This window comes from Plantibacter sp. CFBP 8804, from assembly GCF_014841225.1.
Lineage (GTDB): Bacteria > Actinomycetota > Actinomycetes > Actinomycetales > Microbacteriaceae > Plantibacter > Plantibacter auratus.
This window is the reverse complement of record NZ_JACYTU010000001.1, coordinates 829,358-854,745: the sequence shown is the minus strand read 5'-3', so window position 1 is coordinate 854,745 and position 25,388 is coordinate 829,358. Positions and strand designations below refer to the sequence as shown.

The 25,388-nt window shown below is 67.8% G+C and carries 20 protein-coding genes and 2 riboswitches; of the genes, 12 read left to right on the top strand and 8 right to left on the bottom strand.

Annotation, left to right across the window (positions count from 1 at the left end):
• Positions 1-52 precede the first annotated feature (52 nt).
• Positions 53-138, top strand: a riboswitch (glycine riboswitch).
• A 1-nt stretch (position 139) separates the two neighbouring features.
• Positions 140-243: riboswitch (glycine riboswitch) on the top strand.
• 56 nt (positions 244-299) lie between these two features.
• Genes gcvT through gcvP form a run of 3 tightly spaced genes read left to right on the top strand, consistent with a single transcriptional unit; the run spans position 300 to position 4,723 of the window.
• A complete protein-coding gene (gene gcvT, locus IFU11_RS03995; RefSeq protein ID WP_192018208.1) occupies positions 300-1,424 on the top strand; it encodes a glycine cleavage system aminomethyltransferase GcvT in 1,125 nt (374 codons plus the stop codon).
• Positions 1,425-1,427: 3 nt separating this feature from the next.
• Positions 1,428-1,802: a glycine cleavage system protein GcvH gene (gene gcvH / locus IFU11_RS03990; protein WP_192018207.1), complete on the top strand. Its 375-nt coding sequence runs from the start codon at positions 1,428-1,430 to the stop codon at positions 1,800-1,802.
• A complete protein-coding gene (gcvP, locus tag IFU11_RS03985; RefSeq protein ID WP_192018206.1) occupies positions 1,802-4,723 on the top strand; it encodes an aminomethyl-transferring glycine dehydrogenase in 2,922 nt (973 codons plus the stop codon). The genes gcvH and gcvP overlap by 1 nt, the downstream gene beginning before the upstream one ends.
• Before the next feature lie 75 nt (positions 4,724-4,798).
• Here the strand turns inward: gcvP and IFU11_RS03980 are convergent, their stop codons facing one another.
• Entirely contained in the window at positions 4,799-5,611 is an 813-nt protein-coding gene (locus IFU11_RS03980; protein ID WP_240043924.1) for a CPBP family intramembrane glutamic endopeptidase, read from the bottom strand.
• Between the two features lie 336 nt (positions 5,612-5,947).
• Here IFU11_RS03980 and IFU11_RS03975 point away from each other — a divergent pair, with 336 nt between their 5' ends.
• The 4 genes from IFU11_RS03975 to IFU11_RS03960 all read left to right on the top strand — a co-directional run bounded on the left by IFU11_RS03975 (position 5,948) and on the right by IFU11_RS03960 (position 11,257).
• The gene (locus tag IFU11_RS03975) at positions 5,948-7,558 is read left to right on the top strand and encodes a peptide ABC transporter substrate-binding protein (protein ID WP_241160856.1); all 1,611 of its coding nucleotides are present in this window, start codon (positions 5,948-5,950) and stop codon (positions 7,556-7,558) included.
• Positions 7,559-7,633: 75 nt separating this feature from the next.
• Positions 7,634-8,563 carry an ABC transporter permease gene (locus IFU11_RS03970; protein WP_064296418.1) on the top strand — a complete coding sequence of 310 codons (930 nt, stop codon included), beginning with the start codon at positions 7,634-7,636 and terminating at the stop codon, positions 8,561-8,563.
• Positions 8,553-9,521, top strand: coding sequence for an ABC transporter permease (locus IFU11_RS03965; protein ID WP_064296417.1), 969 nt, complete (start codon positions 8,553-8,555; stop codon positions 9,519-9,521). Before IFU11_RS03970 ends, IFU11_RS03965 begins: the two co-directional genes overlap by 11 nt.
• A gap of 11 nt (positions 9,522-9,532) precedes the next feature.
• A complete protein-coding gene (locus IFU11_RS03960) occupies positions 9,533-11,257 on the top strand; it encodes a dipeptide ABC transporter ATP-binding protein (protein ID WP_079705528.1) in 1,725 nt (574 codons plus the stop codon).
• A gap of 82 nt (positions 11,258-11,339) precedes the next feature.
• Here the strand turns inward: IFU11_RS03960 and IFU11_RS03955 are convergent, their stop codons facing one another.
• Genes IFU11_RS03955 through IFU11_RS03940 form a run of 4 tightly spaced genes read right to left on the bottom strand, consistent with a single transcriptional unit; the run spans position 11,340 to position 16,015 of the window.
• Positions 11,340-11,957 carry a hypothetical protein gene (locus tag IFU11_RS03955; protein WP_192018205.1) on the bottom strand — a complete coding sequence of 206 codons (618 nt, stop codon included), beginning with the start codon at positions 11,955-11,957 and terminating at the stop codon, positions 11,340-11,342.
• Between the two features lie 48 nt (positions 11,958-12,005).
• Positions 12,006-14,111 carry an ABC transporter ATP-binding protein gene (locus IFU11_RS03950; RefSeq protein ID WP_192018204.1) on the bottom strand — a complete coding sequence of 702 codons (2,106 nt, stop codon included), beginning with the start codon at positions 14,109-14,111 and terminating at the stop codon, positions 12,006-12,008.
• Positions 14,104-15,027, bottom strand: a complete 924-nt coding sequence (locus IFU11_RS03945; RefSeq protein ID WP_191940786.1) for an ABC transporter permease — start codon at positions 15,025-15,027, stop codon at positions 14,104-14,106. The genes IFU11_RS03950 and IFU11_RS03945 overlap by 8 nt, the downstream gene beginning before the upstream one ends.
• Before the next feature lie 4 nt (positions 15,028-15,031).
• Positions 15,032-16,015, bottom strand: coding sequence for an ABC transporter permease (locus tag IFU11_RS03940; protein WP_079705532.1), 984 nt, complete (start codon positions 16,013-16,015; stop codon positions 15,032-15,034).
• Between the two features lie 296 nt (positions 16,016-16,311).
• Here IFU11_RS03940 and IFU11_RS03935 point away from each other — a divergent pair, with 296 nt between their 5' ends.
• The 3 genes from IFU11_RS03935 (at position 16,312) to IFU11_RS03925 (ending at position 20,607) form a co-directional block, all read left to right on the top strand.
• Positions 16,312-18,036, top strand: coding sequence for an ABC transporter family substrate-binding protein (locus tag IFU11_RS03935; RefSeq protein WP_192018203.1), 1,725 nt, complete (start codon positions 16,312-16,314; stop codon positions 18,034-18,036).
• 161 nt (positions 18,037-18,197) lie between these two features.
• The gene (typA, locus tag IFU11_RS03930; protein ID WP_056007297.1) at positions 18,198-20,105 is read left to right on the top strand and encodes a translational GTPase TypA; all 1,908 of its coding nucleotides are present in this window, start codon (positions 18,198-18,200) and stop codon (positions 20,103-20,105) included.
• A gap of 70 nt (positions 20,106-20,175) precedes the next feature.
• Complete coding sequence (locus IFU11_RS03925; protein WP_133059959.1) at positions 20,176-20,607, top strand: hypothetical protein; 432 nt, start codon at positions 20,176-20,178, stop codon at positions 20,605-20,607.
• A gap of 86 nt (positions 20,608-20,693) precedes the next feature.
• On the opposite strand, the gene efeB is transcribed toward IFU11_RS03925, so the two are convergent.
• The 3 genes from efeB to efeU form a co-directional block, all read right to left on the bottom strand.
• Positions 20,694-22,058, bottom strand: coding sequence for an iron uptake transporter deferrochelatase/peroxidase subunit (gene efeB, locus IFU11_RS03920; RefSeq protein ID WP_244631625.1), 1,365 nt, complete (start codon positions 22,056-22,058; stop codon positions 20,694-20,696).
• 113 nt (positions 22,059-22,171) lie between these two features.
• Entirely contained in the window at positions 22,172-23,383 is a 1,212-nt protein-coding gene (efeO, locus tag IFU11_RS03915; RefSeq protein WP_192018202.1) for an iron uptake system protein EfeO, read from the bottom strand.
• A 55-nt stretch (positions 23,384-23,438) separates the two neighbouring features.
• Positions 23,439-24,287 carry an iron uptake transporter permease EfeU gene (gene efeU, locus IFU11_RS03910; protein ID WP_192018201.1) on the bottom strand — a complete coding sequence of 283 codons (849 nt, stop codon included), beginning with the start codon at positions 24,285-24,287 and terminating at the stop codon, positions 23,439-23,441.
• A 203-nt stretch (positions 24,288-24,490) separates the two neighbouring features.
• On the opposite strand from efeU, the gene IFU11_RS03905 reads away from it, so the two are divergent.
• Together IFU11_RS03905 and fdxA are read left to right on the top strand one after the other, a co-directional pair.
• Positions 24,491-25,024: a hypothetical protein gene (locus IFU11_RS03905; RefSeq protein ID WP_192018200.1), complete on the top strand. Its 534-nt coding sequence runs from the start codon at positions 24,491-24,493 to the stop codon at positions 25,022-25,024.
• Between the two features lie 39 nt (positions 25,025-25,063).
• The gene (fdxA, locus tag IFU11_RS03900; protein ID WP_079705538.1) at positions 25,064-25,387 is read left to right on the top strand and encodes a ferredoxin; all 324 of its coding nucleotides are present in this window, start codon (positions 25,064-25,066) and stop codon (positions 25,385-25,387) included.
• The last annotated feature ends 1 nt before the right edge of the window (position 25,388 follow it).

Here is a 25,388-nt window from a genome sequence, read left to right as displayed (position 1 = left end):
GCCGAGGCGACCACTCGCGATATGCTGGCGGCTCAATCGAACATCGGGCCGCAAACACGATGCGGGAGAGCCGGTACGCCGGCACCGAAGGAGCAAGCCTCCCCGCCAATCTCTCAGGTCCTGTACCGCATCGGACTGGCCACTCTGGAAAGCAGCGCACGTTCGTGGTGCGCTCGCCGACGGTGAAAGCAGTGTCCGCAGCAGCGGCGCTCGTGAAGCTCTCAGGCCAATGACAGAGGGGGAGTTCCCAACGGGCACCGTCAGGTGTCCGCAGCGCACCACGCGACCCCGGAGAACTCGTGACCGACCTCGAACGAACCAGCCCGCTCCGTGCCGTCCACGAAGCCGCCGGCGCGAGCTTCACGGACTTCGCCGGATGGCAGATGCCCGTGCGGTACTCGAGCGACCTGGCCGAGCACCACGCCGTGCGCACCGCCGCCGGCATCTTCGACATCTCCCACATGGCCGAGATCCAGGTCGTGGGCGACGACGCCGCCGACTTCCTCGACCAGGCGCTCGCGGGCAAGCTGTCCGCCATCGATCTGCTCCAGGCCAAGTACTCCCTGCTGCTGAACGAGGCCGGCGGCATCATCGACGACCTCGTCGTCTACCGCAACGGTGAGCACGAGTACCTCGTCGTCGCGAACGCGGGCAACCACGACGCCGTCGTCGCAGCGCTCACCGAGCGGGCCGCGGCGTTCGAGCACGTGGTCGTCATGGACCGCAGCGACGAGATCGCGCTCATCGCCGTCCAGGGGCCCGCCTCCCGCGCCATCCTCCAGGCGACCGAGGGGCTCCACATCCTGGACGAACTGCCCTCCCTCGACGAGGTGAAGTACTACCGCGCGACGGGTGCCTCCTTCGAGAACGGCACGGTCTTCATCGGGCGCACCGGGTACACCGGCGAGGACGGGTTCGAGCTGTACGTCGACGCGGCCGACGCCGTGGAGCTGTGGAACGCCATCGTCGCCGCCGGGACACCGCTCGGACTGGTCCCCGCCGGGCTCGCCAGTCGCGACACGCTCCGGCTCGAAGCCGGCATGCCGTTGTACGGCCACGAGCTCGGTCCGGACATGCTGCCCGTGCAGGCCGGACTCGGTCGCGTCGTCGCACTCGGCAAGCACGGCACGTTCATCGGTCGTGACGCCGTCGAGGCCGGTCCGGCGGACGACGCACCGGTGCTCGTCGCCCTCGTCTCCGAGGGGCGTCGTGCCGGTCGTGCCGGTTACCGCGTCCTCGCCGGCGACACGACCGTCGGCGAGGTGACGAGCGGGGCGCTGTCGCCGACCCTCGGACACCCGATCGCCATGGCCTACGTGCACCCCGACCACGCCGAGCCGGGCACCGTGCTCGACATCGACGTCCGCGGCACGCGGATCCCCGCGACCGTCACCACGCTCCCCTTCTATTCGAGAGAGAAGTAACCCATGGCCGACAAGACCACCCTCAAGTACACCCCCGAGCACGAGTGGATCCGCGTCGAGGGCGATCTCGCCGTCATCGGGATCACCGACTACGCTGCCGAGAAGCTCGGCGACGTCGTCTTCGTGGACCTCCCCGCCGTCGGCGCGGCGCTCTCGGCCAGCACCGTGGTCGGCGAGATCGAGTCCACGAAGTCCGTCGGCGAGCTCTTCGCCCCGCTCGACGGCGAGGTCGTCGAGGCCAACGACGCCGTCGTCGACGACCCGTCGCTCGTCAACAGCGACCCGTTCGGTGCCGGCTGGCTCGTGTCGGTCCGGTACGACGCGCTGCCCGACACGCTCCTCAGCTGGGACGACTACGCCGCGCTGGTGGGCGAGTGATGGCGGACCGCTTCGCAGAACGGCACATCGGAACCGACACCGCCGCCCAGGCGACGATGCTCGCCGCCGTCGGGTACGACAGCGTCGACGCTCTGCTCGCCGCGGCCGTCCCGTCCGCGATCACGGCCGCCGAACTCGCCTCGTCGAGCATCCCCGACGCCGCGACCGAGCGCGCGGCGCTCGCCGAACTCCGTGAGCTCGCCGGCCGCAACACGGTGAACCGGAGCCTGATCGGTCTCGGTTACTTCGACACGATCACGCCGGCGGTCATCAAGCGGAACGTCCTCGAGAACCCCTCCTGGTACACGGCCTACACGCCGTACCAGCCCGAGATCTCGCAGGGCCGCCTCGAGGCGCTCATCAACTTCCAGACGATGGTCGCCGACCTCACCGGTCTCGACACGGCCAACGCCTCGATGCTCGACGAGAGCACCGCGGTCGTCGAAGGCATGCTCCTCGCGCGACGGGCCTCGAAACTAGCCGACCCGACGTTCATCGTCGACGCCGACGCGTACCCGCAGACGAAGGCGCTCCTCCGGAGTCGCGCGGAAGCGGTCGGCATCGACCTCGTCGAGCTGCCGTTGTCGACCACCTCGCCCGAGGACCTCCCGGCGTCGTTCGGTGTCTTCGTGCAGTACCCCGGTGCCTCCGGGCTCGTGTGGGACCCGTCGGCGGTCCTCGCAGCGGTCAAGGCGGCCGGCGGCGTGTCGGTCGTCGCGGCCGATCTCCTCGCCCTCACGCTCATCTCCTCGCCCGGTTCCCTCGGCGCGGACATCGCGGTCGGGACGAGCCAGCGCTTCGGCGTGCCGATGGGCTTCGGCGGGCCGCACGCTGGGTACCTCGCGGTCCGTAAGGGCCTCGAGCGCCAGATGCCCGGTCGCCTCGTCGGCGTCAGCCAGGACGCGGCGGGTCACCCCGCCTACCGGCTCACGCTGCAGACGCGCGAGCAGCACATCCGCCGTGAGAAGGCCACGAGCAACATCTGCACGGCCCAGGTCCTGCTGGCGGTCATGGCCGCGATGTACGCCGTGTACCACGGGCCAGACGGGCTCAAGCGGATCGCGCAGTCGGTGCACGCGACCACCGCGAGTGCAGCCCGTCTGCTGGGGTCGGCGGGTGTCGAGGTGCTCACGGAGCACTACTTCGACACCCTGCAGGTGCGCGTCGCCGACAGCGCAGCGGTGGTGTCTGGTGCGCACGACCGCGGCCTCCTGCTGTGGGCCGTCGACGAGACGACCGTCTCGATGAGCTTCGACGAGGTGAGCGCGGTCGAGAGCGTCGTCCCGACCCTCGTCGAGGTGCTCACGACCGCTGGGACCGCCGCCGCCGGAGAGCCGTCGGCATACGTCTTCGACGAGGGGGCGTCCGCCTCGGCGTTCGGTCCGAGCGCCGTGTCGGAGTACCCGGCCACGCTCGCCCGCGAGACCGAGTATCTGACGCACCCGGTGTTCAACACCCACCACTCGGAGACCGCCATGATGCGGTACCTCAAGCAGCTTGCCGACCGCGACTATGCGCTCGACCGGGGGATGATCCCGCTGGGTTCGTGCACGATGAAACTCAACGCCGCCACCGAGATGGAGGCCGTCACCTGGCCCGAGTTCGCCGGGCTGCACCCGTTCGCCCCGCGTGAGGACGTCGCAGGCTCGCTCGAACTCGTCGACCAGCTCGAGACCTGGCTGGCCGAGGTCACCGGGTACGACTCCGTGTCGCTGCAGCCGAACGCCGGCAGCCAGGGCGAGCTCGCCGGTCTCCTCGCCATCCGCGGCTACCACCGCGCGAACGGCGACGAGCAACGGACGGTCTGCCTCATCCCCTCGAGTGCGCACGGCACGAACGCGGCCTCCGCCGTCCTCGCCGGCATGCGTGTGGTCGTCGTCGCGTGCGACGAGCAGGGCAACGTCGACCTCGACGACCTCCGGTCGAAGATCGAGGCCAACGCCGAGTCCCTCGCCGCGCTCATGATCACCTACCCGTCCACCCACGGCGTCTACGAGCACGAGGTGAAGACCATCACCCAGGCCGTGCACGACGCCGGCGGCCAGGTCTACGTCGACGGCGCGAACCTCAACGCGCTGCTCGGGTACGCGCGGTTCGGTGAGTTCGGCGGCGACGTCTCGCACCTGAACCTGCACAAGACGTTCTGCATCCCGCACGGCGGTGGCGGCCCCGGTGTCGGGCCGGTCGCCGCCAAGGCGCACCTCGCGCCGTTCCTGCCCGGTCACCCGCTGGCGCAGCGGGCCGAGCACCCGCTGCTCGGCGGCGGGACGGTCGTGCACGACGGCGGTCCGATCTCGGCGGCTCCCTACGGCAGCCCGAGCATCCTGCCGATCTCGTGGGCCTACGTCCGCATGATGGGTTCGGAAGGGCTCCGCGAGGCGACCGGGGCCGCGGTGCTCGCAGCGAACTACATCGCTGCGCGACTGCGCGACCACTATCCCGTCCTGTACACGGGCGACAGCGACCTCGTGGCGCACGAGTGCATCCTCGACCTCCGTCCGCTCAAGGAGGCGACCGGGATCTCCGTCGACGACGTGGCCAAGCGTCTCGTCGACTACGGGTTCCACGCGCCGACGATGTCGTTCCCCGTCGCGGGGACGCTCATGGTCGAGCCGACGGAGAGCGAGGACCTCACCGAGGTCGACCGCTTCGTCGACGCGATGATCGCGATCAAGGCGGAAGCGGACGCCGTCGCGGCGGGCGAGTGGCCTGCCGACGACAACCCGCTCGTCGGGGCGCCGCACACGGCCCAGTCGGTCATCGAGGGGGAGTGGACGCACGCGTACTCGCGCGAGCTCGCCGTCTACCCCGTACACACGCTCGTGCGCACGAAGTACTGGCCGCCGGTGCGTCGCATCGACCAGGCGTACGGCGACCGCAACCTCGTGTGCGCCTGCCCGCCGCCCGAGGCCTTCGCCTAGCCGGTCCATGAGCACTCCCTCGCCCATTCGTGGGCGAGGGAGTGCTCGTCCGCCCCGTGATGGGCGAACGGGTCGTCAGGAGGACGGCGTCGCGGCGAAGATCTCCGGCCACCAGGCGACGGCGAGCGGGAAGCCCGCGAACGAGATGATGTCGATGACCGTGTGCGCGACGACGAGCGGCATCACCCGCCCCCAGCGCTTGTAGCACCAGCCGAACGCGATCCCCATGGCGACGTTGCCGAAGAACGGCCCGATGCCCTGGTACAGGTGGTAGCTCCCGCGGAGGACGGCGGTCGACAGGATGATCGTCCACCACCCCCACCCGATCTCGCGGAGCCTGGTGTACAGGTAGCCGATGATGATGACCTCCTCCTGGAGGCCGGCGCGGAGGGCGGAGAAGACGAGCATCGGGATCGTCCACCAGTACATGGTGTCGGGGAACGTCGAGACCGCGACCGTGACGCCGAGTGCGCGGCCCAACGCGTACACACCGATGCCGGGGACACCGATAGCGGCGACGAGGAGCAGACCGCGGCCGAGGTCGCGTCCGGGGGAGCGGAGGTCGAGTCCCATCCGCGCGAAGCCGCTGCGTCCGGGCTGCCAGAGCAGGTAGATGACGAGGGCGACCGGCGCGAGCTGGAAGAAGAGCCCGAGGAACTGGTAGCTGAAGTCGAGCCACTCCCGGGTGGCCTGCGTGGTGTTGATCGCCGCAGATTGATCGGAGAGCGGTGGCCCCGCCGTGAGCTTCGCGATGAGCGAGATGATCGAGTACACCGCCGACGCCCCGAGGCTCAGCGCGAGGACGATGCCGATCTCCCACCACCGACGGCTGTTTCCGGCGCCCTCGGGGAGGTACGGTCCCCGCTCGGTGGTGTTCTGCTCGCTCACCGGTCCATTCTGCTGTCTGGTGGCTCCGAGCGCACCGCATACCATCTGCACGTCCGCTCGGCGGATATCGGGAGATGAACGCCTTACGATTCGTATCCGGAACGAGGAAACGACCGCACGAGTTTTGCGATCATGATCGTTCTGTTGCGTCGTGGGCGGGATCCGTGCACGAAAAAGCATCCGTGAGCAACAATCCGGCGATTGGGTTACCGCTGTGTAACGTTTGGCGTCCCAGTTTGCTCGCCGTCCTGCTTCTGCTTATCGTCAGAGTATTCAAAGAGCGATCCAGCGCACACGATGCGCTGTTTTCGCTTGCCCTTTCCCCAAGGAGGAACTGTGAAGTTCAGTCGGTTCGGCTCTGCCGCCGCCATCATCGCAGCAGGGGCTCTCGTCCTCACCGGTTGTTCCGGTGGCGGTTCCAGCAGCGAGAGCACCAGCAGCGCATCATCCGTCATCACGACCAACGGCTCCGAGCCGGAGTCGGGCCTCATCCCCAGCGACACCAACGAGGTCGGTGGCGGCAAGATCATCGACGAGGTCTTCGCAGGCCTCCGCTACTACGCGGCCGACGGCAAGCCGGTCGACGACCTGGCCGAGTCGATCGACACCGACGACTCGACCACCTTCACGATCAAGATCAAGGCTGATCAGAAGTTCACCAACGGCGACCCCGTCACCGCTGACTCGTTCGTCATGGCATGGCAGGACGCCGTCGTCAACCTCCGCAAGAACGCCTCGTTCTTCGCTGACGTCGAGGGCTACAACGAGACCGGCCAGCCCCTGACGGGCCTGAGCGTCGTGGACGACACCACCTTCACGGTGAAGCTGTCCGCACCTGCATCGGACTTCCCGCTGCGTCTGGGCTACTCCGCCTTCTACCCGCTGCCCGCTGCAGCGTTCGACGCGGCCGGCAAGGTCACGGACGAGTTCGGACAGAACCCGATCGGCAACGGCCCGTACAAGGTCGACGGCGACAAGGCGTGGAAGCACAACGAGTCGATCAAGCTCGTCAAGAACGACGAGTACAAGGGTGGCCGCGAAGCCAAGAACGGTGGCCTGACCATCACGTTCTACAAGGACTTCGACAGCGCCTACGCCGACCTGCTGAGCGGCAACCTCGACGTCCTGGACCAGATCCCGGACTCCGCGCTCTCCACCTACCAGGACGACCTGGGCGACCGCGCGGTCAACCAGCCGGCCGCCGTGTTCCAGTCCTTCACGATCCCGTCCCGCCTCCCGCACTTCAGCGGTGAAGAGGGTCAGCTGCGTCGTCAGGCCATCTCGTACGCGATCAACCGTGAAGAGATCACCAAGGTCATCTTCAACGGGACCCGCACGCCGGCGACCGACTTCACCTCGCCGGTCATCGACGGCTACTCGAAGGACATCGAAGGTAACGACGTCCTCAAGTACAACGAGAAGAAGGCCAAGGAACTCTGGGCCGAGGCAGACGCCATCTCCCCGTGGGACGGCTCCTTCCAGATCGCGTACAACGCCGACGGGCCGCACCAGGCCTGGGTCGACGCAGTGACCAACGGCATCAAGAACGTCCTGGGCATCGAGTCCTCGGGCGTCCCGGTCGCCGTCTTCGGTGACTTCCGTGCCGGCATCACCAACCGCTCCATCGAGACGGCGTTCCGCTCCGGATGGCAGGCCGACTACCCGGGTCTGTACAACTTCCTCGCTCCGCTCTACGCGACCGGTGCTTCCTCGAACGACGGTGACTACTCGAGCCCCGAGTTCGACAAGCTCCTCTCCGAGGGTTCGTCCGAGACCGACCTGGACGCTGCGAACAAGAAGTTCCAGGACGCCCAGGCGGTCCTCTTCAAGGACCTGCCGGCCATCCCGCTCTGGTACCAGAACGTGAGCGGCGGCTTCGGCGAAGGCGTGCAGAACGTCGAGTTCGGTTGGAACTCGGTGCCGCTGTACTACGAGATCACCAAGTAGTCTTGTAGTGGCATAGCTGGGTGGGTCCGGTTCTTCCGGGCCCACCCAGCTTCACGAGTTCAGGAGTCCCACACCATGGGCGGTTACATTCTTCGTCGTGTCCTGCAGGCTATCCCCGTACTGCTCGGCACGACTTTCCTCATCTATTTCATGGTCTTCGCGTTGCCCGGTGATCCCGTGCTCGCATTGTTCGGCGACAAGACGCCGAGCGCCGCGCAGATCGCTCAACTCAACGCCGAGTACAACCTCGACAAGCCGTTCATCGTGCAGTACTTCCTGTACCTCGGCGGCATCTTCACTGGCGACCTCGGAACGTCCTTCTCCGGGCAGCCGGTCAGCGAGATCCTCGCGCAGGCCTTCCCGGTCACGCTGCGGCTCGCCGTCATCGCCGTCTTCTTCGAGATGGTCGCCGGCATCACGATCGGTCTCATCTCCGGCATCCGCAAGGGCGGCATCTTCGACGCCTCGTTCCTCGTGGTCAGCCTGATCCTCATCTCGCTCCCCGTCTTCGTCATCGCGTTCGTCGCGCAGTACGTGTTCGGGATCCAGCTCGGGTGGTTCAGACCGACGGTCGGCCCGGGCGCGCCGATACAAGACCTCCTACTCCCCGCACTGGTCCTCGCCACCATCAGCTTCGCGCAGATCGTGCGGTTGACCCGGTCCTCGGTCATCGAGACGCAGTCGCTCGACTTCGTCCGTACGGCGTACTCGAAGGGCCTCAGCCGTCGCCGGGTCATCCCCGTGCACATCCTGCGCAACTCGCTGATCCCGGTCGTGACCTACCTCGCGGTGGACTTCGGTGTGCTGATCGTCGGCGCCACGGTGACCGAGGGCATCTTCAACGTCCCCGGTGTCGGCCGCACGCTCTACCAGGCCATCCTCCGAGGAGAAGGCCCGACCGTGGTGTCCTTCGTGACGGTGATGGTGTTGTTCTACCTCATCATCAACCTCGTCATCGACCTCTTCTACGCCGTGCTCGACCCAAGGATCCGCTATGTCAAGTAATGATCAGGAGCCGACGATCAAGCGATCCCCGAATCACTTCGTCGCGCCGCTCGAAGAGACCCCCCTCGCGGTCATCGACGCCGTCAAGGTCGACGAGAAGGTCAGCAACCTCTGGACCGACGCGTGGGCGTTCATGCGCCGTCGTCCCATGTTCTGGATCTCGTCCGTCCTCATCCTGCTCGTCGTGGTCGTGGGGCTGTTCCCCTTCCTCTTCACGCAGACGCCCCCGAACAACCAGTGCTTCCTCGAGAACAGCAACGGCGGGCCTGAGGCCGGCCACATCCTCGGGTTCACGAAACAGGGCTGCGACATCTTCGCGCGGGTCATCTACGGGACCTCCACGTCGCTGTCCGTCGGGCTCATCGTGACGCTCATCACCGCCACGCTCGGCATCGTGTTCGGCGCGTTCGCCGGCTTCTACGGCGGTTGGGTCGACTCGGTGCTGTCCCGCATCGGCGACATCTTCTTCTCCATCCCGTACATCCTCGCGGCCGTCGTCGTCATGTCGGTGCTCGCGAAGTACCGGAGCGTGTGGACCATCTCCTTGGCGATCGGTTTGTTCGCCTGGCCATCCGTCGCCCGAGTGCTTCGAGCGGAGGTGCTCAGGGTCAAGAACGCGGACTACGTCCAAGCGTCCATCGCGCTGGGTGTCTCCCGCTTCAAGATCCTCCTGCGCCACGTGCTGCCGAACGCGATCCCTCCGGTGATCGTCGTCATCACGATCTCGCTGGCGTCCGCGATCGTCGCCGAGGCGACGTTGTCCTTCCTCGGCGTGGGGCTCGGGAGCGAGACCATGTCCTGGGGCAACGACATCAGCCAGGCGCAGCGTGACCTCCGCACGGCGCCGCAGGTGCTGATCTACCCGTCGATCGCGCTGTCGCTCACCGTGCTCAGCTTCATCATGATGGGCGAAGTCCTGCGAGACGCGCTCGACCCGAAGGCGAGGGCCCTGCGTTGAACGCGAGCCAGATGAACACCCAGCAGCCGCTGCTCGAGGTCAAGGACCTCGAGGTCACCTTCCGTACCCAGAGCGGGACGGTCCAGGCCATCCGCAAGACCGGGTTCACCATGATGCCCGGGGAGACCGTCGCGATCGTCGGTGAGTCCGGATCCGGGAAGTCGACGACCGCGCACGCGATCATCAACCTCCTGCCCGGTACCGGCAAGATCAGCGGGGGCGAGATCCTCTTCGAGGGGCGCGACCTCTCGAAGCTCTCCCGCAACGAGATCGAGGACGTCCGAGGACGCCTGATCGGTTTCGTACCGCAGGACCCGATGTCCAACCTGAACCCGGTGTGGAACATCGGCTTCCAGGTCGAGGAGGCCATCCGTGCCAACGGCATCGCCCACGGCAAGAAGGCCGTCCGCGCCAAGGCGATCGAGGTGCTCCAGCAGGCCGGCCTCTCCGACGCCGACCGTCGCCTGAAGCAGTTCCCGCACCAGTTCTCCGGCGGCATGCGTCAGCGCGTGCTCATCGGTATCGGTCTGTCGTCGAGCCCGAAGCTGCTCATCGCGGACGAGCCGACGTCGGCGCTCGACGTCACGGTCCAGCGGAAGATCCTCGACCACCTCGAGAGCCTGACCCGCGACAGCGGCACGGCGCTGCTCTTCATCACGCACGACCTCGGCCTCGCCGCCGAGCGCGCTGAGAAGCTCATCGTCATGTACAAGGGGCAGATCGTCGAGGCCGGTCCGTCGGTCGAGATCCTGCAGAACCCGGTGCACCCGTACACGAAGCGGCTCGTCGCAGCGGCGCCGAGCCTGGCGTCGCGTCGCATCCAGTCGGCGACCGGATCGCTCGAGACCCTCGACCACGAGGCTCCCGCCGGCTCCGAGGGCATCGACCTCATCGTCGCCGCCGAGCACCGCGCTGCGGCGCAGGCTGCCCAGCCGGACGCGGAAGCCGCGATCGTGGTCAAGGACCTCGAGAAGGTCTACAACATCCGTGGCCAGAAGGCGGCTGAGCGGGAGCTCAAGGCCGTCGACGGCGTCTCGTTCGAGATCCCGAGGGGCACCACCATGGCGCTCGTCGGCGAGTCCGGATCCGGCAAGTCGACCGTGGCGAAGCTGCTCCTGCAGCTGGAGACGCCGACGTCCGGCCAGATCCGCATCGGTGGCAAGGCGATGGAGGGGCTCGATCGCAAGGGCCTCCTCGCGCTGCGCCGGAAGATGCAGCCGGTCTTCCAGGACCCCTACGGTTCCCTCGACCCGCTGCGGAACATCGGCAACACGATCGCTGAACCGCTCGTCACGCACAAGGTGGGCGACAAGGCCTCCCGCCGTGCTCGCGTGCTGGAGCTCCTCGACCAGGTCTCGCTGCCGCAGGCGGTCGCGACCCGGTACCCGAACGAACTCTCCGGTGGACAGCGTCAGCGCATCGCGATCGCTCGCGCACTCGCGTTGAAGCCTGAGATCGTCGTCCTCGACGAGGCGGTGTCCGCGCTCGACGTCCTCGTCCAGGCGCAGATCCTGCAGTTGCTCGCCGACCTCCAGTCGGAGCTGCAGCTGACGTACCTCTTCATCACCCACGACCTCGCGGTCGTGCGCGTGATCGCCGACAACGTCGCGGTCATGCAGAAGGGGAAGATCGTGGAGGCGTCGACCACGGACGACGTCTTCGAGAACCCGAAGCAGCAGTACACGCGGGAACTCCTCGACGCCATCCCCGGCGCCGGGATCGAGCTCGCGCTGTAACCGGCGCACCACGTCGAAGGGCGGTGCCGCGGAGTGATCCGTGGCACCGCCCTTCGACGTTGTGGGAGGCGTCCGCCGGTCGCTAGCCGAGGAGCGCCGAGGCGACGCCCCAGAGGACGAGTGCGGCCGTGACGCCGAGGGCGACGACGTCCCAGCGCGAGGTGGCGAGGCGGTCGTCCTTCGGGTCGATCCGGCCCCAGCGTTCGTGCGCGCGGTCGATGAGGTCGACGGCCGTCGGACCCTCGTTCCCGGCGCGACCGGGTCGGCGGACACCTGCCGCGCGGTCCTGATGGTCGACCCCGCGTCGTCCGGCGCGTCCGCCGATCATCGACGGACGGTCGAGACCGGCGCTCGGTGCGCCCCAGCTCGTGATCTTCCGACCGTCGCGGAGGAGCACCGTGAGCTGGTAGCGGCTGGTCGCCTCCTCCATGCGCGACCACGGGATGTCGTGGAGACGCCCCACGTTCACGATGGTCAGCTGCGACGGCTCGATGACGATGCAGGGACGGACGAGGACGAGGTAGACCAGCCACACGACGAGGAGCTCCCACGGGAGCGCCTGGACCGCGAAGCCCCAGGCCCCGCGGCCGACGGCGTCGATGATGAAGAAGACCATGAGGAGGGCGGTGACCCCGAGGATCCAGAAGCCGCTCGTGCCCCGCAGGGTGGTCCGATTGCCGGCGTTCGTCGCGTCGTTCACATCCACCATCCTTCCAGGCCGCCGACCCGCGGGGGCCGTGCGGCTCGATCAGGCGGTGACGAGCCGATCACTCTCCGCGTGGTGGCACGCCACGAGCCGTCCGTCGACGGGGCGTTCTCGCGGATCGTCGCGTTCGCAGACCGCCTGCTTCTCCGCCGGCAGCAACTGGAACAGCGGGCAGCGGCTCCGGAAACTGCAGCCGACCCGGTCGTCGCTGGGGGAGGGGAGGTCGCCGTTCAGCAGGATGCGCTGCCGGCTGCGTTCGATCTCGGGGTCCGGGACCGGCACCGCGGAGAGGAGCGCCTGCGTGTACGGGTGCTTCGGGTCGTCGAAGATCGTGGCACTGGGTCCGTACTCGACGATGCGCCCGAGGTACATGACCGCCACGTCGTCGGCGATGTGCCGGACGACGGCGAGGTCGTGGGCGACGAACAGGTACGAGAGTCCGAGCCGCTGCTTGAGGTCTTCGAGCAGGTTGATGACGCCGGCCTGGACGGAGACGTCGAGCGCGGAGACCGGCTCGTCGAGCACGAGGATCTTCGGTTCGACGACGAGCGCCCGGGCGATGCCGATGCGCTGTCGCTGGCCACCCGAGAACTCGTGCGGGTACCGGCCGGCGAAGGACGGCTCCAGGCCGACGAGTTCGAGCATGGCACCGACGCGGGAGCGGATCTCGGTCGGGGAGACCCCGTGGACGGTCAACGGTTCGCCGATGATGTCCTCGATCGTCATGCGCGGATCGAGCGAGGCCATCGGGTCCTGGAACACCACCTGGATGTCGCTGCGCAGCTTCCGGCGGTCGGGCTTCGACAGCGTCGCGGTGTCGACCCCGTTCACGTGGATGCTGCCGCCCTGCGTCCTGGCGAGTTCGAGGATCTCCATGATCGTCGTCGTCTTCCCGCAGCCGGACTCCCCGACGAGGCCGAGGGTGCGTCCGCGCTGCACACTGAACGAGACGCCGTCGACCGCGCGGACGGTGCCGATGTTGCGACGGAACACGACGCCCTTCGTGAGCGGGAAGGCGCGGGTCAGGTCGCGGACGTCGAGGACGGTCTCCTGGGCGACCTCGGCGACGAGCTCCTCCGGCACCTCGTCCGGCCGAGGGAAGATCTCCGGGCGGCGCAGCGATCCGTCGGCGATCTCGCCGGCGCGGATGCACGCCGCGGTGTGGTCGACCGAGGTCGTCGGGTCCTCGACGGGACCGTCGAGGACGGGGAGCAGCGCCGGTTCACCCTCGAGGCAGGCGGCCACGGCGATCGGGCAGCGCGGGGCGAAGGGGCAGCCGGTCGGCACGGTCGTCAACAGCGGTGGGCGTCCCTCGAGTGGGACGAGTCGTTCCTGCTGGTTCGCGGCCATGTTCGGCATGGATCGCAGCAGACCGATCGTGTACGGCATGAGGGGTTCGCGGAACAACGGGACGACGGGTGCCGTCTCGACGATCCGGCCCGCATACATCACGGCGACCCGGTCGGCGTTGCCGGCGACGACACCGAGGTCGTGCGTGATGAGCACCACGGCGGCGCCGGTGATGTCCTTCGCCTTCTGGAGCACCTCGAGGATCTGCGCCTGGATGGTGACGTCGAGCGCGGTGGTCGGCTCGTCGGCGATGATCAGCTGCGGGTCGTTCGCGATGGCGATCGCGATCATGGCCCGCTGACGCATGCCGCCGGAGAACTCGTGCGGGAACGCCTTCGCACGCCGCTCCGCGTTCGGGATGCCGACGATCTTCAGCAGTTCGACGGCCCGGGTCTCGGCGGCGCGCTGCGAGAGCGCGGAGTCGTGGAGGCGGAGCCCCTCGGCGATCTGCTGACCGATCGTGTAGACGGGTGTGAGGGCCGAGAGCGGGTCCTGGAAGATCATGGCGATGTCGCGCCCGCGGATCTTCGACAGTTCCTTGTCGGACTGGCCGAGCAGCTCGACGCCGTCGTAGCGGATGCTGCCGCTCACCTGCGCGTTGGTCGGGAGCAGCCCCATGACGGCCATCGAGGAGACGCTCTTGCCGGAGCCCGACTCGCCGACGATGCCGAGGAACTCGCCTCGCCGCACCTCGTAGGAGACACCGCGGACGGCGTGCACGGGCGTGCCGGCGTTGGGGAAGGTGACGGTGAGGTCGTCGACCTTGAGGAGCGGCGCTGTCGCCTGGGGGTCAGTCACGGTTGGCTCCTGAGGTCGGGTCGATGGCGTCGCGGAGGGCGTCGCCGAGGAGGCTCGAGGCGAGCACGGTGATGACGAGGATCGCTGCCGGGAAGACGAACAGCCAGGGCCGCGTCACGGCCGCACTCGCACCGGCGGCGAGCAGGGTGCCGAGCGAGACGTCGGGTGCTTGGACGCCGAAGCCGAAGAAGCTCAGCGTCGTCTCCGACAGGATCGCCGCGCCGATGCCGAGCGTCGCGTCGATGATGAGGAGGCTCGCGACGTTCGGGATGATGTGCCGACGGATGATCGTGAACCCGGGGACGCCCATGAAGCGAGCGGCCTTGACGTACTCGCGTTCGCGGAGCGACATCGTCTGCCCGCGGATGACGCGGGCGAGCACCATCCAGCCGAACAGGACGAGGAAGACGACGAGGGCGAGCCAGGAGAGCGACTTGAACGCCGGGCTGAGGAGCACGAGGAGGAAGAAGCCGGGGATGACGAGGAGCAGGTCGATGAGCCAGACGATCGCCTTGTCCCAGACGCCGCCGACGTAACCGGCGATGGCCCCGACGAGTCCGGCGATGATCGCCGCCCCCGGGCCGACGATCAGGCCGATGACGATGGACTTCTGCAGACCGACGAGGGTCTGCGCGTACACGTCCTGGCCGATGTTGTTCGTGCCGAACCAGTGCGACAGCGAGGGCGGCTGGCTGAAGGCGAGGCCGTCCTGGTCGGTGAAGGACCAGGGGGAGAGCAGCGGGCCGATGAAGGCCCAGAGGATGATGAAGAGGAGCACGCCACCGCCGATGCGGGCGCGCTTCGTGGCGAGCACCTTCCGGAGGATCGTGCGTCCGCGGGACTGCGGCCGCTTGGGCGTATCCCGCATCGTCTCGGGTTCCCCGACGGTGAGGGTCGATGGGTCGGTCAGTGCCATGTCGTTACACCCGCACTCTCGGGTCGAGCGCCGCATAGATCACGTCGGAGAGGGTTCCGGCGATCAGGACGAGGATGGAGGTGAAGAGGATCGTTCCGGCGGCGGCGTTGATGTCCGAGTTCGAGACGCTCGTGAGGAGGTACTCGCCCATGCCGTGCCAGCTGAAGACGTTCTCCGTCACACTCGCGCCGGTGAGGATGAGCCCGAAGGAGTAGGCGAAGAACGTCGACATCGGGATGAGCGCGACGCGGACGCCGTGTCGGATGATCGCGGAGCCGCGGGTCCGGCCCTTCGAGCGGGCGGTCCGGATGTAGTCGGCGCTCATCACGTCGAGCATGGCGCTGCGCTGGTACCGCGAGTACGAGGCGACGGCGCCGACGGTGAGGGTGATGGTGGGCAACAGCAGATGCATCGCCCGGTCGCCGAACTGTGTCCAGAACCCGCCCTGTAAGCCGGCGGTGTACTCGCCGGTGAAGTTGATGACGTTCGTGCCGACCGCCTGGTTGAGCGACGTCGCGAGGATCATGAGCACGACGCCGATGACGAAGACGGGCATCGCGAGGATCGTGAACGAGGCGTAGGTGATGATCTGGTCGCTGGCCCGGTACTGCCGGACGGCGCCCCAGACGCCGAGGGCGACGCCGATGACCGCGCCCAGGATGGTGCCGATGACGAGGAGTCGGAGGCTCGTGCCCGAGCGCTCGAAGATGTCGGCCGTGACCTGGGTGCCGCGGGTGCTGACGCCGAGGGACCCGGTGGTCACGAGCTGGGTGACCCAGTCCCAGAGGCGTTCGAGCAGCGGCACCTTCGGGTTGACGCCCATCTTGTCGAGCGCCGCGTCGATCGAGGACTGCGGGATGGGCGGGTTCTTCCCGAGGAACCGGGCCGAGGGCTGGAGCGTCATGCTCACGAGCACGTAGCCCAGCATGGTGGCGATGGCGGAGAGGAACAGGTAGTTGACCAACCGCCGTGCAATGAACCCGATCATGTACCAGCCTTGCGAAGTCGTTGTGCGGGACCGCGTCGTCCCGTCAGCTGTGCTCCCCTCGTGGGGTGGAGACACTGTAACCCCGAACTGTCGGGAATCAGAAAACGACGCGTGTACTCAGGAAACGAAACGTATGTTTCCGGCTCGTACCGTCGAGAAATCGAAACGGTAACAATTCGTGCCCACTTGTGGGGGATCCCCGGAGCGGGTGCAAGATGGTCCACATTGGCCTGCGCGCCTTCCGCTCCGCATCGGTGCGGCGTTGCGCAGTTACACGTCACGAAAGGTGGATCTCGATGAGTTCCAGAACACAGGGATCGAAGCGGCGCGGCGGGATGATCCTCGCCGGCGTCTCGATCGTCGCCCTCGCATTGACGGCTTGCACCGGAGGCGGTTCAGGCGGTGGCGGCTCGACGTCGAAGCCCGCCGAGCTGTCCGGCACCGGCTGGGAGCGCGCCGACGCCGACCAGATCGCCCAGGGCGGCACACTCAACCTCGCGGTCGACACGATCCCGGCCAACTGGAACCTCAACAACCTCGACGCCGGTACGGTCGACGACCAGTTCCTCACCAACCTGTACACCCCGTCGTTCGTCAAGATCAAGGAGGACGGCTCCTGGGAGGCGAACCCTGACTACGCGACCTCGGTCGAGCTGAAGAGCGAGGACCCGCAGGTCGTCGAGATCAAGATCAACCCCGACGCCGTGTGGTCCGACGGCACCGCGATCAGCGTCGACGACGTCGCTGCGACGTGGCAGTCCCTGAACGGCGCGAACGAGGCGTACGCACCCACGTCCACGAACGTGTGGAAGGACATCGAGTCCGTCACCGCCGGTGACAGCCCGCAGGACGTCCTCATCACGTTCAAGAACAAGAACGCCGACTGGCCGTCCATCCTCGGCAACATCTGGCCGAAGTGGCTCGGCGCGACGCCCGAGTCGTTCAACACCCTTTGGGCGACCGGACCGTACGCGGCCGACGGCACGACCTACGTGTCGGGTGGCCCGTACATCGTCAGCAAGATCGACCAGACCGGTGCCGTCGTCACCTTCGCGCCCAACCCGAAGTGGTGGGGCGACAAGCCGAAGCTCGACAGCATCATCTTCAAGCAGATCTCCCGTGCCGGGCTCGCCCAGGCGTTCTCCAACAGTGAGATCGACGTCTTCAGCGTGGGTTCCAACGCCGACAACTATCAGACGGCCCAGAAGCGCAGCGACGCCGAGATCCAGCGTTCGCGCGGCACCACCTACAACCACATCACGCTGAACGGTACGTCCGAGGTCCTCAGCGACCCCGAGGTCCGCCAGGCGTTCGCCAAGTCGATCAACCGTCAGACCATCGCCGAGGCTCGCCTCGCAGCGATCGACGCACCGACCGACCTGCTGAACAACCTCATCTTCCTCCCGGGCCAGGACGGCTACGAGGACGACGCCTCCAAGGTGCTCGGCTACGACATCGACGCGGCCAAGAAGCAGCTCGAGGACGCCGGTTGGAAGGAAGGCAGCGACGGCATCCGCGAGAAGGACGGCAAGAAGCTGACCGTCCGCTACGTCATCGACTCCGACAACCCGGTCTCCGCCGAGACGTCGCAGCAGGTGCAGGCCATGGTGAAGGAGTCGGGCTTCGACCTCCAGATCGACACCGTCCCCTCGGACGACTTCTTCACGAAGTACGTCACCACCGAGACCCGCGACTTCGACGCCGTGAGCTTCGCGTGGCAGGGCACCGCCTTCCCGATCTCCAGCACCGAGTCGATCTTCTACCCGGCCGACTCCGGGCAGAACTTCCCCGGCGTCACCGACGACTCGCTCGGTGACCTCTGGGCGAGCGCCAACGCGGAGCTCGACCCCGACAAGCGCCTCGAGATCGCGAAGGAGATCGACAAGAAGATCGTCGCCCTCGCGACCACGCTGCCACTGTTCCCGGTGCCGTACACCTACGGCGTCAAGACCGGCCTCGTGAACTACGGGCCGACCCAGTTCGAGACCATCGACTGGAAGAACGTGGGCTGGAAGAAGTAGGCGACACGACGGGTTCCTCCTGAACCCTGAGGACGACGGGCATCGGCGGGAAACCGCCGGTGCCCGTCGCCGTTCAGCCCCCGGCCAGGACTCCTGCGGTATGATGGTCCGTCGGCACCATCGTGCCCGAATCCCATCCACTTGAAGGAAGCCACCCTTTTATGGCGCTCGCCACTCGTTCCGATCTGCGCAATGTCGCGATCGTGGCCCACGTTGACCACGGCAAGACGACCCTCGTCGACGCCATGCTGCGACAGACCAACTCTTTCGCCGAACACGCCCACCTCGAAGAACGCGCCATGGACTCGAATGAGCTCGAGCGCGAAAAGGGCATCACCATCCTCGCCAAGAACACGGCGATCTCGTACAAGGGCGAACACGCCACCGACGGCCCGATCACGATCAACGTCATCGACACCCCGGGCCACGCCGACTTCGGTGGAGAGGTCGAGCGCGGCCTGTCCATGGTCGACGGCGTCGTCCTCCTCGTCGACGCGTCCGAGGGCCCCCTGCCGCAGACCCGGTTCGTGCTCCGCAAGGCGCTCGAGGCCAAGCTGCCGGTCATCCTCCTGGTCAACAAGACCGACCGCCCCGACGCGCGCATCGACGAGGTCGTCGTCGAGAGCCAGGACCTCCTCATCGGTCTCGCCAGCGACATGGTCGACGACGTCCCCGACCTCGACCTCGACGCCGTCCTCGACGTCCCGGTCGTCTACGCCTCCGGTAAGGCCGGCCGCGCGTCGTCCAACAAGCCCGCCAACGGCGAACTGCCCGACAGCGAAGACCTCGAGCCGCTGTTCGCAGCCATCCTCGAGCACATCCCGGCTCCGCAGTACGACGACGAGCACCCGCTCCAGGCGCACGTCACGAACCTCGACGCCTCGCCGTTCCTCGGTCGCCTCGCGCTCCTGCGCATCTTCAACGGCACGCTGAAGAAGGGCCAGACGGTCGCCTGGGTCCGCCACGACGGCGACGTCCACAATGTCCGCGTCACCGAGCTCATGATCACGAAGGCCCTCGACCGCTACCCGGCCGAGAGCGCCGGCCCCGGCGACATCGTCGCCGTCGCCGGTTTCGCCGACATCATGATCGGCGACACCCTGGCCGACCCCGAGGACGTCCGCGCGCTGCCGGCCATCACGGTCGACGACCCGGCCATCTCGATGACGATCGGTACCAACACCTCGCCGCTCATGGGCAAGGTCAAGGGCCACAAGCTCACCGCACGCATGGTCAAGGACCGCCTCGACCGCGAGCTCATCGGTAACGTCTCGCTCAAGGTCCTCGACATCGGTCGACCCGACGCGTGGGAGGTCCAGGGCCGTGGAGAGCTCGCGCTCGCCATCCTCGTCGAGCAGATGCGTCGCGAAGGCTACGAGCTCACCGTCGGCAAGCCGCAGGTGGTCACGAAGCGTATCGACGGCAAGGTCCACGAGCCGTACGAGCACCTCACCATCGACGCCCCCGAGGAGCACCTCGGCGCGATCACCCAGCTCCTCGCCGCTCGCAAGGGCCGCATGGAGAACATGGCGAACCACGGCACCGGCTGGGTCCGCATGGAGTTCATCGTCCCGTCGCGCGGCCTCATCGGCTTCCGCTCCGAGTTCCTCACCGCCACGCGCGGTACGGGTATCGCCAACGCGTTGGCACACGGATACGGCGAGTGGGCCGGCGCGATCACGACGCGCAACAACGGATCGATCGTCGCCGACCGCTCCGGCGTGGTCACCCCCTTCGCGATCATCGCGCTGCAGGAGCGCATGTCGTTCTTCGTGCAGCCGACCGAAGAGGTCTACGAGGGCATGGTCATCGGCGAGAACTCGCGCAACGACGACATGGACGTCAACATCACCAAGGAGAAGAAGCTGACCAACATGCGTCAGTCTTCGGCCGACAACTTCGAGTCGATGACGCCCCCGCGCGTCCTCACGCTCGAGGAGAGCCTCGAGTTCGCCCGCGAGGACGAGTGCGTCGAGGTCACGCCCGAGCACGTGCGTATCCGCAAGGTCGAGCTCGACGCTCAGGCCCGCCAGCGCAGCTACTCGCGTCTCAAGAAGCAGTCCGAGTAGGCAGTAACCGCTCCAACCCGATGCCCGGTCCTCTCAGGAAGACCGGGCATCCGGTCGTTAAGCTGATCGCATGCGCCGACCCGCCTCCCTCGCCCTGCTGGCCGCCCTCGTCCTCGCCCCGACGCTCGCCGGGTGCAGCGTCATCGAGTCCACCGTCAAGGACTCCGTCGAGCAGGGCATCCGCGACGCCACCGGTGGCGATTTCGACGTGAACCTCGACGAGGGGCTGCCGGACGGATACCCCGTCGACGCGGTCCCGGTCGTCGACGGCACGGTCAACGGCGGACGTGGAACGGTCGACGGCAAGGACACCTTCGTCGTCACGGTGCAGGCGACCGACGCCGCCACCGCAGCCAAGGATGCGCTCGTCGCGGCGGGCTTCACGGTCGACGGGGAGATCGCGAACGGCGACGGTTCGATCGTGACGCTGTCGACGACGGCCTACGACGTGAAGGTCGTCGCCTCGGCGGACAGCATCCTCTACACGGTGACGGTCAAGTAGCACTTCGACAGGCTCAGTGACCGGGGTCGGTGCTTCTCCGGTCCCTGAGCGCCCTTCAGGTCCCTGAGCTTGTCGAAGGGCCGTTCCTACGCGAAGAGCGTCTCGCCGACCCAGCCGTCCTTGCTCGCGCCCGGGGGCACCGCGAAGATCGCCGACCCGACGTGCTTGATGTACTCGTTGAGCGCATCGGTGGCCAGCGCGCGCTGCACGTCGATGAACTGCTTCGGCGATCGCTGGTACGACATGAAGAACAACCCGGCGTTCAACCGCCCGAGGTCGTCATTGCCGTCGACGAAGTTGTATCCGCGTCGCAGGAGCTTCGTGCCCTTGAGCTGGGTCGGGTGCGCCAGACGCACGTGTGAGTGCTTGTCGATGAGGGGCTGATCCGTCGCGCCGACCGCGTCGAAGTCGGGCTCAGTGAACTCCTTGCCGCCCGACAGCGGTGCGCCCTCGCCCTTGCTCCGACCGATGACGCGCTCCTGCTCCTGGAGCTGCGCGCGGTCCCAGGTCTCGATGATCATCCGGATCTTCCGGACCACGAGGTAGGAACCACCGCTCAGCCAAGCGGCGCTGTCTCCGTCCTGGACCCACACCTGCTCCTCGACCGTCTTCGTCTCCTCGGACTTGACGTTCGCGGTGCCGTCTTTGAAGCCGAACAGGTTGCGCGGCGTGACCTGGCTGGTGGAGGTCGACGAGGTGCGACCGAAGCCGAGCTGCGACCAGCGGATGGAGGCACGTCCGAACGCGATGCGGCTCAGGTTGCGGATCGCGTGCACGGCGACCTGCGGGTCGTCGGCGCACGCCTGGATGCAGAGGTCGCCGCCGGTCAGGCCCGCCTGCAGGTTGTCGCCCGTGAAGCGGGGGAGCTTCTCCAACTCGGCCGGGCGCCGGTCGGCGATGCCGAACCGGTCCGTCCCGTCCTCGGCGGTGAAGAGCGTGGGGCCGAACCCGAAGGTGATCGTGAGCCCGCTGGCGGGCAGTCCGAGCGCCTCTCCGGTGTCGACCGGGGGAGCGAGCGGCGAGCCGTCCACGGCGCCGCCGTCGGAGACCTCCTGGCCTTGCGTCATGCGTGCCGCGGCGACACTCCAGTCCTGGAGCAGCTCGATGAGCTCCTCCCGGGTGGTCCCAGCCGACACGTCGTACGCGGCGAAGTGCAGGCGGTCCTGCGCCGGCGTCGTGATCCCGCTCTGGTGGGCCCCGTTGAACGGGTAGACCGTCGTGACGCCCGTGGCACTCGCCGAGGCGCTGACGGCGGCGGTGATGGCCGCGGTCGCCCCGGCTCCGGCCGCCAGCCCTGCGGCGCCTGCTCCGGCCAGGCCGAACAGCGCCCGGCGCGACAGCCCGCGCCGCGGCGGGTCGCTCGGTGGTGCGGACGCGGCGCCGGGCTCAGCCGCAGTGGGCGTCGAACCGGCATCGGGTGCAGGCATGGTGGGGGGAGTGTGCTCGGTCATCGGACCTCATGCTATTCAGGGATGGCTGGAAGGCCGCAGGGCCGGAACCCCCAGAATGCTCTGAGCGGTTCCGGCCCGGCGCGCCGCGGAGGCGGCGGTGGATCCGTTCGGTGCTACTCGGCGACGCCGAGCACCGTGTGGGTGAGCTGCGACAGCGGCTCGGAGAGGGCGTTCACCTGGTCGGAGAGCTCCTTGCGCTGCTCCTCGGTGACGGTGTCGTAGCTCACGAAGCCGCTGTCGAGGCTGCCGTACTTCGCGAGCAGGTCCTGCAGCGCCGTGAACTCGGTCTCGATCTGGCCGACGAGCTTCGTGCCCGCGTCGCCCTTGCTCGCGGCGATGTCCTTGACGTTGCCGAACGCGACCTCGGCTCCCTGCACGTTGGCCGCGAAGTCGTAGAGGTCGGTGTGGGACCACCAGTCCTCCTCGCCGGAGATCTTGCCGACGGCGACCTCGTCGAGGAGACCGATGGCGCCGTTCGAGATGTCGCCGAGGCTCACGGTGAAGTCCTTCTCGGAGACGAGGTCGAACAGCTGCTGCACGTCGTCGACGAGACCGGTGGCGAACTGCTGACGCTGCTCCGGCGTCGACGGCGTCCAGTCCGTCAGCGCGCTCGTGCCGTCCGAGTTCAGCGCGTCGGCTGCCGGTGGCCAGAGGTCCTTCTCGATCCGGTGGAAGCCGGTCCAGTCGAGTCCTTCAGCCACGGCGTCGACCTCGCGGTAGTCGATCTTCGGGTCGAGGTCGCCGAACGCCTCGGCCGTCGGCTCGATGCGTTCGTACGAGACGCGCGTCGTCGCGAACAGCTGACGGGCGGTCTCGTCGTCGCCGGCGGCGTACGCGTCGGTGAAGGCCTTCACCTGCGGCACGAGTTCGGCCACCTGCGACTTGATGTAGGCGACGTAGTTCGTCACGGCCTGGTCGGTGAGCGCCTGCTCGTCCTTCGAGACGGCGGCGTTCTCGCCCGTCACGGTGAACTCGGCGAGGCCGACCGGTGCGCCGACGAGCTGGAACTTGCAGGCCGTGTAGTAGGTGCCGGGGTTCAGCTGTGCGACGTAGGACACCGTCTGGCCCGGCGTCACGTTCTCCTTCTCGCCGACGATGCGCAGCTTGTCCGAGGCGAGGATCTCGAACTCGTTGACGTCGGTGCCGTTGTTGGTGATCGAGAAGGTCACGGCACCGGCCGTCGCCTTCGCCACGGACACCGAGCACGAGTCGTCGGTGATGGCGACGGTGAGCGCGTCGCCGCCGGTCTTGTTCGGGACGCATCCCGTGAGGGCGAGGGCGAGGACGCCCGCGCCGGCGAGGCCGGCGATGATGCGGTGCTGCATGGAGACTCCTGTCGGAAGGTGCTGGTGCTTGGTTCGTGGTGGGTCGGGGACCGGGTCAGGCGTTCGTCGCGACCGGGGTCGTGACCGCCGTCGGGCGCCGACGGCCGAGACCCGAGACGCGGATGAAGCAGATGAGCGTGACGACCAGGTACAGCAGCCACGCACCGAACTGCGCCCAGGTCGGGGCGGGGGTGAAGTTGAAGAGTCCGCCGAGGACGGTGCCGTACCAGCTCGTCGGAGGGACGACGGCGCTCAGGTCGAAGGCGGCCTGGCCCCAGCCGGGGATGACACCCGCCTCCTGGAGGTCGCCGACGCCGTAGGCGAGGACGCCGGCAGCCACGACGACGAGGAAGAGGCCGGTCCACGTGAAGAAGGTCCCGAGGTTGATCCGGACGAATCCGCGGTAGATGAGATACGCGATGACGACGGAGGTGAGGATGCCGAGGAGCGCGCCGATCGAGCCGACGACGGCGTTCTCACCGGAGTTGACGCTCGCCCAGATGAAGAGGGCGGTCTCGATGCCCTCGCGGCCGGCGCTGATGAAGCCGAGGACGACGATGCCGATCGCCGATCCGGCGACGGCGGCGTCAAGTCGTGACTCGAGGTCGTGCTTGAGCTCTCGGGCGTTGCGCCCCATCCAGAAGATCATCCAGGTGACGAGCCCGACGGCCAGGATGGAGAGTCCGCCGCCGAGGATCTCCTGCGCCTGGAAGCTCAGCCCGTACGGTCCCCAGGTGAGGATGGCACCGACGCCGAGGGAGACGACGATCGCGACGGCGACGCCGAGCCACAACCGGGGGAGGACGTCCCGGCGGCCGAGCTTGTTCAGGTAGGCGACGAGGATGCCGACGATGAGGCCGGCTTCGAGGCCTTCGCGGAGGCCGATGAGGTAGTTCGCGAGCACGTGACCGGACTTTCGGGCGTCGAGCAGGCGGTCGCCCGGGGGAGGCCGTCGTCTGCGGGGTGGGGATGCATCCGAGGGCGCGCCGGGCGGGGACCGTGGTCCGGGCGGGGCGCTGCGACTTCGGAACGCGGTTGGGTAAGGCTAACCTTATCCGACGTCGACCATAGCGCCTGATGCTGAGGCTGTCCAGATACAATCGGCGGATGACCGATCCGGCCCCCGACCCCAGCCTCCCAGACGGCCGCACGGCCGGCGACGACCGCTGGTTCCCGCCGACAGCGGCGCAGCAGGACGCCCCGCACGAGCAGTCCACAGCATCACGGGTGATCGGGATCGTCCTCGCGTTCCTCGTCGGTCTGGCATATGGCGCCATCGGCACGGTCGCGCACGCCTGGGCGCCCTCCGTCCTCGGTGTCTCCCTCCCGGTCGGACTGGTGCTCGGGATCCTCGGCGTGGCCATGCTCCTGGTCGGACTCCGCATCGTCCTGGGAGACCGGCTCGCAGCGTCGGCAGCGGCGCTCGGGGTCATCCTCATGATCGGCATCCTGCTGCTCGAGAGCACCGGTGGCTCCGTCCTCATCCCGCAGAGCGTCTCGGGCCTCGTCTGGACCATCGCCCCCGGTCTCATCGCCGTCCTCGTCGTGGCGTGGCCGAAGCTCCCGGAGCGCGCCCGCACGCGCGACGACCGTCCCGCGGGACCGGCGCCCGAACCGTTCCCCGTCTCGCCGCAGGCGTAGACTGGACAACTCAGTGCTCGTGAAGGGAGCCACCCGCCCGTGACCTACGTGATCGCCCTGCCGTGCGTCGATGTGAAGGACCGCGCCTGCATCGACGAATGCCCCGTCGACTGCATCTACGAGGGTGAACGGTCGCTCTACATCCACCCCGACGAATGCGTCGACTGCGGTGCGTGCGAGCCGGTCTGCCCGGTGGAGGCCATCTACTACGAGGACGACCTTCCCGAGGAGTGGGCGGACTACTACAAGGCCAATGTCGAGTTCTTCGACGAGATCGGTTCCCCGGGTGGGGCCGCGAAGGTCGGCGTGATCCCCTCGGACCACCCGCTCATCGCCGCGCTGCCGCCACAAGCCCACGAGTAGT